Source organism: Streptomyces sp. B93 (assembly GCF_018070565.1).
In the GTDB taxonomy this organism is placed as follows: Bacteria; Actinomycetota; Actinomycetes; order Streptomycetales; family Streptomycetaceae; genus Streptomyces.
In genome coordinates this window covers 59,405-74,169 of sequence record NZ_JAGPXL010000018.1, presented here as the reverse complement: position 1 = coordinate 74,169, position 14,765 = coordinate 59,405, and the positions used below count along the sequence as shown (strand labels likewise).

11 protein-coding genes are annotated in these 14,765 nt (G+C 71.3%); 4 read left to right on the top strand and 7 right to left on the bottom strand.

What is annotated here, in order from left to right; translation table 11 throughout:
- Positions 1–24 precede the first annotated feature (24 nt).
- Positions 25–927: a trans-aconitate 2-methyltransferase gene (locus tag KBY47_RS19405; RefSeq protein ID WP_210922434.1), complete on the bottom strand. Its 903-nt coding sequence runs from the start codon at positions 925–927 to the stop codon at positions 25–27.
- 106 nt (positions 928–1,033) lie between these two features.
- Positions 1,034–2,764 carry a glycoside hydrolase family 6 protein gene (locus KBY47_RS19400; protein WP_210922433.1) on the bottom strand — a complete coding sequence of 577 codons (1,731 nt, stop codon included), beginning with the start codon at positions 2,762–2,764 and terminating at the stop codon, positions 1,034–1,036.
- Positions 2,765–3,122: 358 nt separating this feature from the next.
- Between KBY47_RS19400 and KBY47_RS19395 the strand changes: the two genes are divergently transcribed.
- A complete protein-coding gene (locus KBY47_RS19395) occupies positions 3,123–6,038 on the top strand; it encodes a glycoside hydrolase family 48 protein (protein WP_210922432.1) in 2,916 nt (971 codons plus the stop codon).
- Between the two features lie 173 nt (positions 6,039–6,211).
- The gene (locus KBY47_RS19390) at positions 6,212–8,872 is read left to right on the top strand and encodes a cellulose binding domain-containing protein (protein WP_210922431.1); all 2,661 of its coding nucleotides are present in this window, start codon (positions 6,212–6,214) and stop codon (positions 8,870–8,872) included.
- A gap of 65 nt (positions 8,873–8,937) precedes the next feature.
- Here the strand turns inward: KBY47_RS19390 and KBY47_RS19385 are convergent, their stop codons facing one another.
- The 4 genes from KBY47_RS19385 to KBY47_RS19370 all read right to left on the bottom strand — a co-directional run bounded on the left by KBY47_RS19385 (position 8,938) and on the right by KBY47_RS19370 (position 12,255).
- Positions 8,938–9,138, bottom strand: coding sequence for a DUF4236 domain-containing protein (locus KBY47_RS19385; protein ID WP_210922430.1), 201 nt, complete (start codon positions 9,136–9,138; stop codon positions 8,938–8,940).
- 50 nt (positions 9,139–9,188) lie between these two features.
- Complete coding sequence (locus tag KBY47_RS19380; protein ID WP_210922429.1) at positions 9,189–11,066, bottom strand: rhamnogalacturonan lyase; 1,878 nt, start codon at positions 11,064–11,066, stop codon at positions 9,189–9,191.
- Positions 11,067–11,145: 79 nt separating this feature from the next.
- The gene (locus KBY47_RS19375; protein WP_210922428.1) at positions 11,146–11,886 is read right to left on the bottom strand and encodes a class I SAM-dependent methyltransferase; all 741 of its coding nucleotides are present in this window, start codon (positions 11,884–11,886) and stop codon (positions 11,146–11,148) included.
- Positions 11,887–11,949: 63 nt separating this feature from the next.
- Complete coding sequence (locus tag KBY47_RS19370; RefSeq protein ID WP_210922427.1) at positions 11,950–12,255, bottom strand: 4a-hydroxytetrahydrobiopterin dehydratase; 306 nt, start codon at positions 12,253–12,255, stop codon at positions 11,950–11,952.
- Positions 12,256–12,384: 129 nt separating this feature from the next.
- Between KBY47_RS19370 and KBY47_RS19365 the strand changes: the two genes are divergently transcribed.
- Positions 12,385–13,215: a helix-turn-helix domain-containing protein gene (locus KBY47_RS19365; RefSeq protein WP_210922426.1), complete on the top strand. Its 831-nt coding sequence runs from the start codon at positions 12,385–12,387 to the stop codon at positions 13,213–13,215.
- Here KBY47_RS19365 and KBY47_RS19360 read toward each other — a convergent pair.
- Positions 13,197–13,622 (bottom strand): hypothetical protein, encoded by a 426-nt coding sequence (locus KBY47_RS19360; protein ID WP_210922425.1) that lies wholly within the window; start codon positions 13,620–13,622, stop codon positions 13,197–13,199. The two genes, KBY47_RS19365 and KBY47_RS19360, sit on opposite strands and share 19 nt — an antisense overlap.
- 273 nt (positions 13,623–13,895) lie before the next feature.
- On the opposite strand from KBY47_RS19360, the gene KBY47_RS19355 reads away from it, so the two are divergent.
- Positions 13,896–14,759, top strand: coding sequence for a helix-turn-helix transcriptional regulator (locus KBY47_RS19355; protein ID WP_210922424.1), 864 nt, complete (start codon positions 13,896–13,898; stop codon positions 14,757–14,759).
- Positions 14,760–14,765: the final 6 nt, after the last annotated feature.

Sequence of the window (14,765 nt, the reverse complement as noted above, 5' to 3'; positions counted from 1 at the left end):
TGGAGCGCTCTCAAGGTCAAGGGCTTATCGAGGGGCGTCGATCCGGGCCGCCGTGTGCACCGTCCGCGCGGTCAGGAAGAACACGTCCCGCCGGTGGAGCAGGCCCGCCCTGTCGTCGGGGTCGAGGAGCCGGTCGAGGGTGGCGGTGTCGGTGGCGTCGAGGCGGTCGGCGCAGGCCTCGCGGACCCGGGTGAGGGTGGTGACCAGACAGGAGCGGGCCCGGTCGGTGGCCGGGGGCGGCACGTCCAGCAGGAAGCTGCGGGTGCCGGTGGGCCGCAGTCCCGCGGAGGCCAGCAGCTGGGGCCAGTCCTCGGGCACGTCCACGGTGCCGGGCAGTTCGGCGCGCATCTCGGCGAACCAGTCGGCCTGCGCCGCGTCCAGCCGGGCCTGGAGACCGGGCCGCCCGATGCCGATGTCCCGCGGCAGGAAACGGACCGGCAGTCCGCCCTCCAGCAGTGCGAGGGTGCCGCCCGGCGCGAGCCGCCCGGCGAACGCGGTGAGCGCGGCGCGCTGGTCGCCGAGGTGGTGCAGGCTGTTGCTGGCCCAGATCAGGTCGGCCGGGTAGTCCAGGTCGTCGAGGATCCGGGGCAGTTCACCGGCGAGGGTGCTGAAGCGGTCGGCGACCCCGCGCCGCTCCGCCCGCTCCCGGGCGCGCTCCAGCAGGGGCCCGGCGGCGTCGACGGCGACGACGCGGGCACCGGGGAAGGCGTCGGCGAGCAGCGCCGAGACCACGCCGGGACCGCTGCCCGCGTCGACGATCAAACCGGGCTCGGTCTGTTTCCTGCCGAGCCAGGCCAGGGCCCGCTCGTACAGCGGGGTGTACAGCTCGGCCTCGGCCTCCAGGTGCGGGGCCATGGCGGTCCAGTCGAGGTCGCCGTGGTGGTGGGTGTGGTCGTGGGTGTGGGCGTGGTCGTGATCGTGCGCCATGGGGCCAGCCTCTCTCCCGGTGTGCCGTCAGCGTGCGACGGCACACCGGGAGGAGGCAACTCGCCTTGCCGACTCGGCAAACGATCGGGTCGGCACCGTCACCGCGTTACGGCAGCGGCGGGTAGGCGTTCCTCATCAGCTCCTGGAACTGGGCCGAGAACCAGTGCCCGGAGATCGGCGCGTCACCCAGGGCGCCCGTGAGGTTGTAGCCGTTGCGCGGGGTACCGGTGAACGCCGGGTCGCACATCCGGTCGAAGCCCTTGCCCTCGTCGTTGTCGATCTGACGGCTGGAGCCGTCGGACTCGCCCGGGGGCTTCATCCAGACGTAGGCGTCGATCCCGGGCTCCGGGTTGGCCTGCGGACGCTCGCCGAGCCCTGCACCGGCCTGGTTGCACCAGTTGCCGATGTGGATCCGGCGGTCGTAGCGGCCGCCGTCGACGTAGGTGTCCACGCTGGTCGTCGCACCGGGGCCGGAGGGCCGGGCGCTGCCGCCCCAGCCGTTGCGGGAGGTGTCGATCAGCATGCCGATGTTGCTGTTGAAGCCGACCGAGACCAGCTGGTTGCGGAAGCCCTGGGCGAAGGACAGCTCGTCCACGTAGCGGTTCCAGTCGACCCACTGGGACTGGCGGACGGAGGTGCCGTTCACCGTGGAGTCGATCGTGAAGTTCTCCTCCTTCAGGGCGCTGTAGTTGGCCGTGTTGGTGATGAAGCCGTGCACGTCGTTCACGGTCGCGCCCTCGGCGGTCGCGGCCTCCTTGAACAGCTGCGCGGACGGCGCGAAGTTGTCGTCCCAGCCGATCCAGCCGTGGTGCCCGGCGTCGACGTAGTTGTAGACGTTGCCCGCGTCCGCGAGCTTGTTGAGCGCGTAGCCCACGCCCTTGACGTAGTTGCCGTTGGCCTTCATCACGTCGCACTCGGGGGTGGCCGTCTCCCGGCTGCCCGTGTTGGTGACCAGGTTGGGCAGCGAGTCGATCTCGACGGTCGTGACGATCCGCAGGCCGGCGTACTTGGGATCGGCGAGGATCGCGGCGATCGGGTCGATGTACTCGGTCTTGTACCGGTCGATCTCCGTCGGGCCGAGTTCACCGTTGGAGGCGAGGGCGGAGCAGTCCCGGCCGGGCAGGTTGTAGATGACCAGCTGGATGACGAGTTCGCCGGAGCCCTTCTGCACCAGCGCCTCGTCGAGGTGGTCGCGCAGGCCCATGCCGCCGTTGACGCCGTTGATGGCCGCGATGCGGTCCAGCCAGACACCGGTCGGCTGGTTGGCGATCCGGCTGCCGCCCGGTTCGGCGGCGGCGTTCTCGGACCACTCGGGGTTCACGTACACCTTGGCGCCGGTGTAGGGGTTGTCGACCCGGTCACCGGTGCCGCCGCCCGGGTCCGGGTCCGGGTCGGGTCCGCCACCGCCGTCGTCGACGTTGCAGGTCACACCGTCCAGGGTGAAGGTGGCGGGGACGGCGTTGCCGCCGCTGTAGGTGCCCTGGAAGCCGAAGGTGGCCGAACCGCCGGTGGCCAGCGCGGCGTTGTACGACTCGTTGGCGGCGGTGACCTCGGCGCCGCTCTGGGTGACGCGTGCGTTCCACGCGTTGGTGACGCGCTGGTTGCCCGCGTACGACCACTTCACGGACCAGCCGTTCTTGGCGGCGCCGTTGTTGGTGACCGTGACGGAGGCGGTGAAACCGCTGCCCCAGTCGTTCTGCACCTGGTAGGCGACGGTGCAGGGGACGGCGGCGGTACCGACGTCGCCGGGGACGGCCGCGAGGGCGGTCCCGGCACTGCCGGCGACCAGGGTCAGCGCGGCGAGCAGCGCTGTTCTGGTGCTGGTGGTACGGCTCATCGGTGCGGGTTTCCTCTCGTGGGGGTGGTCCGTCGAGAGCGCGCCGGAACGCGCGGCACGGTGCCGCTGCGCGAGTAAAAGACCTGAACGCGGGGGGTGCCACATGAGCGGACTCCTGGCAGTACCGGCGCGACGTGACGGACGCGTCGACTGATTGGAACCGCTCCCACTGGTGACGCGAAGGTAGCGCCAAGTGACGGTAAAGAACAGAGGGCTTACTTGACTTTTTGGAAGCCGAACTGTCGAACGTTTTCGACTGTTCACACATCTTGACCCGTCAGACCCCCATCCCCACTATGGGAGCGCTCCCACTGGTTCAAGCCTTGACTTCGTCGAGCCGCAAGGAGGAACCAGCACCATGCCCCCCAGAAACAGACGCCGCACCGCGCGGCGGTTATGGACCGCCGTCGTGGCGGCCTTCGCGGTGCCGATCTCGCTGCTGGCCGCGAATCCAACGCCCGCACAGGCAGCGGCGGTTCAGTGCAGCGTCGACTACAAGACCAACGACTGGGGTTCCGGTTTCACCGCGGACCTGACGATCACCAACCGCGGCACGGACGTGATCGACGGCTGGGACCTGACGTACTCCTACTCGGGCAACCAGCGGCTCACCAACGGCTGGAACGGGACATGGTCCCAGTCCGGCCAGACGATCACCGTGCGCAACGCGTCCTACAACGGGCGGATCGCCGCCGGCGCGGCCGTCTCGACCGGCGCGCAGTTCACCTACAGCGGCAGCAACGCCGCCCCCACCTCCTTCGCGGTCAACGGCACCACCTGCGTCGGTGCCCACCAGCCGCCGATCACCGTGCTGACCAGCCCGGCGCCGGGCGCGGTGTACTCGCAGGGTGACGCGGTCCCGCTGGCGGCCACCGCCGCGGCGGCCGACAACGCCACGATCAGCAAGGTGGAGTTCTACGACGACACCACGCTGCTCGGCACCGACACCAGCGCGCCCTACTCGCTCTCGGTCTCCAGCTTGACCGTGGGCAGTCATTCTCTGGTGGCGAAGGCGTACGACAGCCTGGGCGCCACCGGTGACTCCACCCCCGTCGGCATCACGGTCGCCTCCGGTCCGGCCGTGGTCGCCACCCCCGCGCAGCTGCCCGTGCGCCAGGGCGAGACCGGCACCTTCGAGGTACGGCTGTCGACCCAGCCGTCGGCGAACGTGACGGTGACAACCGCCCGCACCGGCGGCAACACGGGCCTGTCCGTGACCAGCGGCGGCTCGCTCACCTTCACCCCGTCGAACTGGAACACCCCGCAGCGGGTGACCGTCACCGCGGACTCCTCCGGCACCGGCGCGGCGACCTTCGAGTCGACGGCGCCCGGCCACGGCAAGGCGACCGTCACGGTCACCCAGATCGCCGCGGCCAAGGAGTACGACGCCCGCTTCCTGGAGCTGTACGGGAAGATCACCGACCCGGCGAACGGCTACTTCTCCCCCGAGGGCATCCCGTACCACTCGGTGGAGACGCTGCTCGTCGAGGCGCCGGACCACGGCCATGAGACCACCTCGGAGGCGTACAGCTATCTGATCTGGCTCCAGGCCATGTACGGCAAGGTGACCGGCGACTGGACCAAGTTCAACGGCGCCTGGGATCTCATGGAGAAGTACATGATCCCGACGCACGCGGACCAGCCGACGAACTCCTTCTACACGCCGTCCAAGCCCGCGACCTACGCGCCGGAGCACGACCAGCCCAGCCAGTACCCCTCGGCGCTGGACACCGGCGTCTCGGTGGGGCCGGACCCGATCGCCGGTGAGCTGAAGTCGGCCTACGGCACGGACGACGTCTACGGCATGCACTGGCTCCAGGACGTCGACAACGTCTACGGCTACGGCAACTCGCCCGGCAAGTGCGAGGCGGGGCCGACGGACACCGGACCGTCGTACATCAACACCTTCCAGCGCGGCCCGCAGGAGTCGGTGTGGGAGACGGTTCCGCAGCCGACCTGCGACGCCTTCAAGTACGGCGGCCCGAACGGGTACCTGGACCTGTTCACCCGCGACTCGTCGTACGCGAAGCAGTGGAAGTTCACCAACGCCCCGGACGCCGACGCGCGCGCCGTGCAGGCCGCGTACTGGGCGGACCTGTGGGCCGAGGAGCAGGGCAAGGGCGGGGAGATCGCCGGGACCGTCGCCAAGGCGGCGAAGATGGGCGACTACCTGCGCTACGCCACCTACGACAAGTACTTCAAGAAGATCGGCCACTGTGTGGGGCCGTCCACCTGCCCGGCCGGCACCGGCAAGGACTCCTCGCACTACCTGCTCTCCTGGTACTACGCCTGGGGCGGCGCCACCGACACCTCGGCGGGCTGGTCCTGGCGCATCGGCTCCAGCCACGCGCACGGCGGCTACCAGAACCCGATGGCCGCCTACGCGCTCGCCAACTACCCCGACCTGAAGCCGAAGTCGGCGACCGGTCAGGCGGACTGGGCCAAGTCGCTGGAACGTCAGGTCGAGTTCTACCGCTGGCTCCAGTCGGCGGAGGGCGGTATCGCGGGCGGCGCCACCAACAGCTGGGCGGGCCGCTACGCCACTCCCCCGGCCGGGACACCGACCTTCTACGGCATGTACTACGACGAGAAGCCGGTGTACCACGACCCGCCGTCCAACCAGTGGTTCGGCTTCCAGGCCTGGTCCATGCAGCGGGTCGCCGAGCTGTACCAGCAGACCGGCAACGCCACCGCCAAGACGGTCCTGGACAAGTGGGTCGACTGGGCGCTGTCCGAGACCACGATCAACCCGGACGGCACCTTCCGCATCCCCGCCACACTCCAGTGGTCGGGCGCGCCCGACACCTGGAACGCGTCCAGCCCGGGTGCCAACAACGGCCTGCACGTCACGGTCACCGACTACAGCAGCGACGTCGGTGTGGCGGGCAGCTACGCCAACACCCTGATCCACTACGCGGACCGCTCCGGTGACACCGAGGCGGCCCGGGTGGCGAAGGCGCTGCTGGACGCCATGTGGGAGCACAACCAGGACGCGCTCGGCATCGCCGTCCCGGAGACCCGCACCGACTACAGCCGGTTCGACGACCCGGTGTACGTGCCGAGCGGCTGGTCCGGCACCATGCCGAACGGCGACCCGGTCAACTCCAGCTCGACCTTCGCCTCGATCCGTTCCTTCTACGAGGACGACCCGGCCTGGTCGAAGATCGAGAACTACCTGGCGGGCGGTGCCGCGCCCACCTTCACGTACCACCGCTTCTGGGCCCAGGCGGACATCGCCCTGGCCATGGGCGCGTACGCGGAGCTCCTCGAATAGCCCCCGCTGAAGGCTCCGTGTACCCGGGACCCGCCACCTGACGGCGGGTCCCCTCCAAGGCCGGGCGGTCCCCACCCGCACTGGGGACCGCCCGGCCGTCGCACGCCCGCTGACGGAACGACCGCAACGGAAACCACCTGAACGGAACGACCGGACAGGAAGGACTCCCCACCGTGCGAAGAACCCGCATCCTCACGGCCGTCCTGGCACTGGCGGCCGGACTGCTCGCGGGCACCCCGCCCGCACTCGCCGCGAAGGCGCCGCAGCCCACGGCGGCGCTCGCCGCCGACACCTACACCTGGAAGAACGCCCGAGTCGACGGTGGCGGTTTCGTCCCCGGCATCGTCTTCAACCGCGCCGAGAAGGACCTCGCCTACGCCCGCACCGACATCGGCGGCGCCTACCGCTGGCAGCAGTCGACGAAGACCTGGACGCCCCTGCTGGACTCGGTCGGCTGGGACGACTGGGGGCACACCGGCGTGGTGAGCATCGCCACCGACTCCGTCGACCCCGACCGGGTGTACGCGGCCGTCGGCACGTACACCAACAGCTGGGACCCCGGGAACGGGGCGGTGCTGCGCTCCGTGGACCGGGGCGCGACCTGGCGCAAGACCGAGCTGCCGTTCAAGCTGGGCGGCAACATGCCCGGCCGGGGCATGGGCGAGCGCCTGGCGATCGACCCGAACCGGAGCAGCGTGCTGTACCTGGGCGCGCCGAGCGGCAAGGGCCTGTGGCGGTCGACGGACTCGGGCGTCACCTGGTCCGAGGTGACGAGCTTCCCCAACCCCGGCAACTACGTGCAGGACCCGGGTGACACCAGCGGCTACGCCTCCGACAACCAGGGCATCGCCTGGGTCACCTTCGACGAGTCCACGGGCACGGCCGGAAACGCCACGCGGACGATCTACGTCGGTGTGGCGGACAAGGACAACGCCGTGTACCGGTCGACGGACGCGGGCGCGACCTGGTCACGGATCGCGGGCCAGCCCACCGGCCACCTCCCGCACAAGGGTGTCCTGGACACGGCGAACGGCCACCTCTACATCGCCTACAGCGACAAGGGCGGCCCCTACGACGGCGGCAAGGGGCGGCTGTGGCGGTACACCACGGCCACCGGCACCTGGACCGACGTCAGCCCGGTCGCGGAGGCCGACACCTACTACGGCTTCAGCGGGCTGACCGTCGACCGGCAGGACCCGGGCACGGTGATGGCGACGGCGTACAGCTCCTGGTGGCCGGACACCCAGATCTTCCGCTCCACCGACAGCGGTGCCACCTGGACGCAGGCGTGGGAGTACACGTCGTACCCGAACCGCTCCGACCGCTACACCATGGACGTCTCGTCCTCCCCCTGGCTGACCTGGGGGGCGAACCCGTCCCCGCCCGAGCAGACGCCCAAGCTGGGCTGGATGACCGAGGCGATGGAGATCGACCCGTTCGACTCCGACCGGCTGATGTACGGCACCGGGGCCACCATCTACGGCACCGAGAACCTCACCAACTGGGACAGGGGCAGCCAGTTCACCATCAAGCCGATGGTGCAGGGCCTGGAGGAGACGGCGGTCCTCGACCTGGCCTCTCCCCCGTCCGGCGCGCCGCTGCTCAGCGCGCTCGGTGACATCGGCGGCTTCCGGCACACCGACCTCACCAAGGTCCCGCCGATGATGTACACCCAGCCCAACTTCACCTCCACCACCAGCCTGGACTTCGCCGAGTCCAACCCGAACACCGTCGTCCGCGTCGGCCACCTCGACTCCGGTCCGCATGTGGCCTTCTCCACCGACAACGGCGCCAACTGGTTCCCGGGCAGCGACCCCTCGGGCGTCAGCGGCGGCGGCACGGTCGCGGCGGCGGCCGACGGGAGCCGGTTCGTGTGGAGCCCCGAGGGCGCGGGCGTCCACCACACCACCGGCTTCGGCTCGTCCTGGTCGGCGTCCAGCGGCATCCCGGCGGGCGCGGTCGTCGAGTCCGACCGGGTCGACCCGCGCACCTTCTACGGCTTCAAGTCGGGGAGGTTCTACGTCAGCACGGACGGCGGCGCCACCTTCACCGCGTCCGCCGCGACCGGGCTGCCCGCGGGTGACAGCGTCCGCTTCAAGGCGCTGCCCGGCACGGAGGGCGAGATCTGGCTGGCGGGCGGTGAGCCGGACGGCGCGTACGGGCTGTGGCACTCCACGGACCGCGGCGCCAGCTTCACCAAGCTGCCGAACGTCGGCGCCGCCGACACCATCGGCTTCGGCAAGGCGGCCCCCGGCGCCTCCTACCAGACCCTCTACACCAGCGCCGAGATCGGCGGCGTCCGCGGCATCTTCCGCTCCACCGACCGGGGCGCGAGCTGGACCCGCGTCAACGACGACGCCCACCAGTGGGGCTGGACCGGCGCCGCGATCACCGGCGACCCGCGCGTCTACGGACGGGTGTACGTGGCGACCAACGGCCGGGGCATCATCTACGGCGACACGTCCGACACCGGCGGCACGGACCCCGACCCCGACCCGGACCCCGGCCCGACCGGCGCCTGCACGGTGACGTACGACATCACCAACCAGTGGTCGGGCGGCTTCCAGGCGGACGTACGGCTCACCAACACCGGAACCACGGCGTGGTCCGGCTGGTCGCTGAGCTGGGCGTTCGGGCAGGGCCAGACGGTCACGCAGATGTGGAACGCCGAGCACGCCCAGTCGGGCGCGACGGTGACGGCGCGGAACGTCGGCTGGAACGCCAACGTGGCGGCCGGTTCCTCGGTGAGCTTCGGCTTCACGGGCAACTGGAGCCAGTCCAACCCGCAACCCACGGCGTTCAGGCTGGGTGACCGGACCTGCGCGGTCGGCTGACCCCTCCGGCCCGCGCACCGAGGCCCCGCCGCGTCACGGGCGGGGCCTCGGTGTGCCGGGCGGTGTCAGCGACGGCGACCGCGGGTGCGGGTGGAGCGGTAGCCGAACGGCCCAGGCAGGTCGTGGCTGGTAGTGGTGCGGCCGGAACTCGAGTAGGTGCGTTTGGGGCCGTTCCGGTGGCCGAAGGTGAGGGAGAAGGAACGGCGGTTGAGGTTGACGCGGACACCGGGGAGGATCCGGAAGCTCTTGCGGAAGGTGATCGGCACGGCACAGCTCCTCTCTGGCCTTGGGGCCCTCCCCCTAGCGCCTACCCCCTCTACGGCGTGTACACGGTCGGCCGGGGCGCCGTCGGCATCCTGTTGCCGAGGAAGAAACTCGGGTGCGGGGGCTGGTTGTAGGCGGTGTTCTGCCAGGCGAGACCCGTGCGGTACATGGTGTCGTGGAGCAGGGTGGTGATCCGGGTCGTCGTCTCGTGGGGCGTGGAGTAGATCCGCAGGTTGCGGTTGTCGCCGGTGCGCCAGACGACCTCCTCGCGCCAGTCGCCGATGATGTCGCCGGAGAGGGCGGGCGTGGCCTTGGTGCCGTTGTTGGAGGAGACACCGGAGCCGGTCAGCAGCCGGGTCTCGCCGGAGGTGGCGTACTTGTCGATGCGGGTGCCGTCGAGCAGTTCACGCACCACGTCGCCGTCCCACCAGGCGAGGAAGTTCACCGAGGACGGCTCGCGGCCCTTGGTGGCACCGGCCTCGTCCCGGATGGAGCTGTCGGAGGCCGACCACACCTCGGCGCCGTCGTTGCCCGCGTAGATGTCGGCCGCGACGCCGCGGCCGTTGTCGCAGCAGGGGGAGAGCTGCCAGCGGACGGCGCCGTTGGCGGGGTTCAGATACAGCTCGGCGGGCTGCGAGGTGGACTCGGAGACCTTGAAGTACTCAAGGCCCGGTGTCGACGGGTCGAGGTCGCCGAGGTGCTGGGCGTCGCCGTGGCCGGTCCGCGCGGTCCACAGACCGTTGCCGTTGTCGTCGACGGCCATCGAGCCGTAGACGATCTCGTCGCGGCCGTCGTTGTCGACGTCGCCCACGGACAGGCTGTGCGAGCCCTGGCCGTCGTAGCCCCGGCCGGAGTTGGTGGAGGAGTTGGTGTCGAAGGTCCAGCGGCGGGTGAAGGCGCCGCCCCGCCAGTCCCAGGCGGCGATGACGGTCCGGGTGTAGTAGCCGCGGGCCATGATCAGGGAGGGCCGGGCGCCGTCCAGGTAGGCGGTGCCCGCGAGGAAGCGGTCGACGCGGTTGCCGTAGGAGTCGCCCCAGGAGGAGACCGTGCCGCGGGCCGGGACATAGTCGACGGTGCCCATCGCCCTGCCGGTCTGCCCGTTGAACATGGTCAGGTACTCGGGTCCGGACAGGACGTAGCCGCTGGCGTTGCGGTGGTCGGCCGACGCGCTGCCGATGACGGCGCCGGTGCCGTCGACCGTGCCGTCGGCGGTCTTCATGGCGACCTCGGCCTTGCCGTCGCCGTCGTAGTCGTACGCCTGGAACTGGGTGTAGTGGGCGCCGGAGCGGATGTTGCGGCCCAGGTCGACGCGCCACAGCCGGGTGCCGTCGAGCTTGATGCCGTCGACGACGGTGTTGCCGGTGTAGCCGGACTGGGAGTTGTCCTTGGCGTTGGTGGGCTGCCACTTCAGCACGAAGTCGAGGGCGCCGTCGCCGTCGAGGTCGGCCACGGAGGCGTCGTTGGCCTCGTAGGTGTAGGCGACGCCGTCGGGGGTGGTGCCCCCGGCCGGTGGGCTCAGCGGGACGTCCTTGTACCCGGCGCGGAACTGCACGGCGTGCACGGAGTCGCCCTGCTCCACGCCGTTGACGACCGCGCGGACGGTGTAGTCGGCGTGCGACGGGGCGCCGGAGTGGAAGTAGTTGGTGGAGCCGGTGACCGGCGTGGAGTTGACCTTCGTACCGGCCCGGTAGACGTTGAAGGAGACGTCGTTCGGGTCGGTGGCCAGCCAGCGCCAGCTGACCAGGTTGCCGCTGCCGGTGTACACGCTGACCACGCCGCGGTCGAGCCGCTCTACCTGACGGGCGGTCGCGGCCTGGGCGGTGTCGGTGGTGAGCGCGGTCAGCCCGGCGCCCGCCAGCGCGGTCGCGGCGACGGCCGCCGCGAGGACGGCGGGCCTACGGCGTCTGCGGTGCTGGTGCGGGTGCTTCACGGGGGTACCTCCCGGGAGGACGGATGGGTTCCGCCTACCGGTCGCCGCCGCTCCCGGAACGGTTGCCGGGGTGCCCGCGTCAGCCCTTGCGGAACGCCCGCAGCGTGAACACCGGGTCCGGGCGGTCCCGGTCCTGGTCGGGGAGGGCGGCCAGGCGCGCGACGAACTCCTCCGCCAGCGGAGTGCCGGGCGGCACCGTGGCGAACCATCCGCGGCGCAGGTCCGCGATGGCACGGCGCGGGCTGCGCCCCTGCCCCCGCCCCGGGAAGCGGGCCCGTCCGGCGGCCCGCAGCCCGCACTCGGCGGCGTACGACTCCACCAGGTGCGGGGCGTCCATGGCCGGGACCCGGGGGCGGGCGGCCATCACGGCATCGATGTCACTGCCGACGTTGTGGGAGGCACCCTTGTCGACGGTCGTGACGTACACCCCGCCGGGCCGCAGCACCCGGGCGCACTCCGCGACGATGGCCCGCGCGTCCTCGGCCGTCGGCGCCAGGTGCAGCAGCCACACACTCGTCACGGCGTCGAACTCGCCGTCCCGGAACGGCAGTCGGCGGGCGTCGGCGAGGACGACGGCGCCCGGCAGCCGGTCGGCGGCCTGCCGGGCCATCGCGGGCGACCGGTCCACGCCGGTCACCCGCAGGCCGTCGCGGGCCGCCGCGAGCCGCCGGGTGACGATGCCGGTGCCGCAGGCGAGATCCAGCAGGGCGCGGGCCCCTGGCGGCACCAGTCCGAGTACGGCGTCGGCGGCGGCCGCCGCCCTGGGCTCACCGCCGCGCCAGGCGTCGTAGCCCTCGGCTTCCTTGTCGTAGTCGAGCATGACCGCTCCCCCCTTTCGACGTTCGGCGTTCAACGTCATCTACGTGCCGTGCGCCGCGTCGGCTCAGTCCGCCCCGTGCGCCGGGGCCAGCGCCGCCACGCGGCGGGCGAGTTCGACGTCGAGTCCGGTGACGGCGCCGCCCACGCTGTGGGTGTTCACGGACAGCTCGACGCTCCGGTAGCCGAGGGTGAGGTCGGAGTGGTGGTCCAGCTCGTCCTGGACCTGGGCGATGTGCACGACCATGGCCGCCGCCGCGATGTGCGACCCGAGCCGGTAGGAGCGGGTGAGCCGGTCCCCGGCGAGGGACCAGCCGGGCAGCTCCGAGAGGTGTGCCTCGATCTCCTTCTGCGACAGCGGTTCCACGGGCATGGGGACGCTCCCTTGCAGGTACGGGCGCGGGTACGGGGTACCTGTTCAGCCTGCCACAGCGGGCCCGGTGCGATGCGGGACCGTCCGGGTGTCTCGTTCCGGGGGCCCGGTCCGGCTACCGTCGTGGACATGAGCACTGCGACGCCCGCCCGCGCCGCCTCCGCGGCAGCCCCCGCCGACCAGGGGGTCGGGCCACTGCTGCGCGGCTGGCGGGAGCAGCGGCGGATCAGCCAGCTGGAGCTGGCGCTGCGCGCCGACTCCTCCGCCCGGCACATCAGCTTCATCGAGACGGGCCGTTCCCGGCCGAGCGAGGAGATGGTGCTGCGGCTCGCCGAGCACCTGGACGTGCCGGTGCGGGAGCGCAACGCCCTGCTGCTGGCGGCCGGTTACGCCCCCCGCTTCCCGGAGACCCCGCTGGACGACCCCGCGCTGGACGCGGTACGGGCCGGGATGGAGCGGCTGATACAGGGCTACGAGCCGTATCCGGCGCTGGTCGTCGACGCCACGTACAACGTGCTGGCCGCCAACCGGGGCATCACGATGCTGCTGGCCGAGGTACCGGAGTCACTGCTCGGGCCGCCGCTGAACGCGATGCGCCTCACCCTGCACCCGGAGGGTCTGGCGCCGCGCATCCGCAATCTGCGCGAGTGGCGCGGGCATCTGCTGGCGCAGATGGAGCGGCAGATCGCGCTGCGCCGGTCAAAGGCGCTGCGGGCGCTCTACGACGAGGTGGCGGCGTACCCGGTGCCCGAGTCGGCGTCCGACGCCGAACCCGTGGACCCGGTGCCGTACTTCGCGCTGCCGCTGCTGATCGAGCACGAGGGCCGGACGCTGTCGTTCGTCTCCTCGATCTCCACGTTCAACACGCCGATGGACGTGACCGTCGCCGAGCTGGCCATCGAGACACTGCTCCCGGCCGACCCGGCGACGGTCAAGTACCTTCACTCGCTGCTGCCCTGACGGGTGCGCAGGGCGCCGTACTGGAGGGCGGCGAAACCGGCGACGGTGAGCGCCTGGAGGACGATCCACACGGCGCCCGCGGTGCTCGGCGACAGCCACAGCCCGAGCGCGACGAGACTGACCGCGGCCCAGGCCAGGTTGGCCTCGACGACCGCCCGCACCCCGAGCGCGGGCGGGCTGGGCCGGGTGGCGAGCAGGCCGACGGCCGCCCCGTACAGGACGAGGAAGACGCCGAGGACCAGCAGCAGGGTGGAGTCGACGTCGAAGAGGCGGCCCAGTAGGCCGGAGACGGCGAGGTAGGCGACACCGTTCGTCCCGGTCACCACGGCGTCCAGCGCGAGGAAGCGGCGCAGCATGGTCTGCGGCTCGGTGGTGCGGGCGAGAGCGGCGAGGTGGGTTGCGGACATGGCGGATCACCCTCCGTCGGGGTCGGATGCTGCACTGGGGCCCGGGTCCCGGGCCGGAGTGCGCCGGCCCGGAACCCGGTGACCTCACGATCCCGCGCACCCGGGGTCATGGTCGATTACCTGCGAGGTAATGCGTGACGCCCGCTCACCCCACCGCTCCCGGACCGGTGTTGGTGACCGCGCGTGGTGAGCGCCTCACCACCGGCCATGTGAGACTGCCGCGGGAACATGACACACTGCCCCCATGCTTTCGGCGCGTAGGGGAGGCGTGGCGTGAGTGAGCGACGACCCGCGCCCACGGTCGGGCAGGTGGTGCTCGGCAGACGGCTTCAGGAACTGCGGGAGACGGCGAACCTCAGCCGTGAGGAGGCCGCACGGGTGCTCCGGGTGGCCCCGGCGACCGTGCGGCGCATGGAGACGGCCGAGGTCGCGCTGAAGATCCCGTACGTGCAGGTGCTGCTGACCACGTACGGGGTGCCCGAGGAGGAGGTGAGTGCGTTCGTCGCGCTGGCCGAGGAGGCGAACCAGCCGGGCTGGTGGCAGCGGTTCCACGATGTGCTGCCCGACTGGTTCAGCATGTTCGTCAGTCTGGAGGGCGCGGCGCGGATGATCCGCAGCTACGAGCCGCACTTCGTGCCCGGACTGCTCCAGACCGAGGGGTACGCGCGTGCCGTGCTGGAGGCGGGCACGATCGGCCAGTCGGGGCCGGAGACCATCGAGCGGCACGTGAAGCTGCGGCTGACCCGGCAGGAGCTGTGGAAGCGCCCGAACCCGCCCCATCTGTGGGTGATCCTGGACGAGACGGTGCTGCGGCGTCCGGTGAGCACCAAGCCCGAGGTGATGCGGGACCAGGTGGACCGGCTGCTGGAGGCCACCGAGAGCGACCTGGTGACGCTCCAGGTCGCCGAGTTCGACCACGGCCCGCATCCGGGGACGTACGCGCCCTTCTCGCTCTTCCGCTTCGCCGAGCCCGAGCTGCCCGACATGGTGTTCACCGAGTACCTGACGGGGGCGCTGTACCTGGACTCCCGTGAGGAGGTGTCCGGCCACCTGGAGGTACTGGACCACATGTCGGCGCACGCCGCGTCGGTGGCCCGCACCAAGCAGATCCTGCGGGAGTACCGCGAGCGGGTCTAGCGCCCG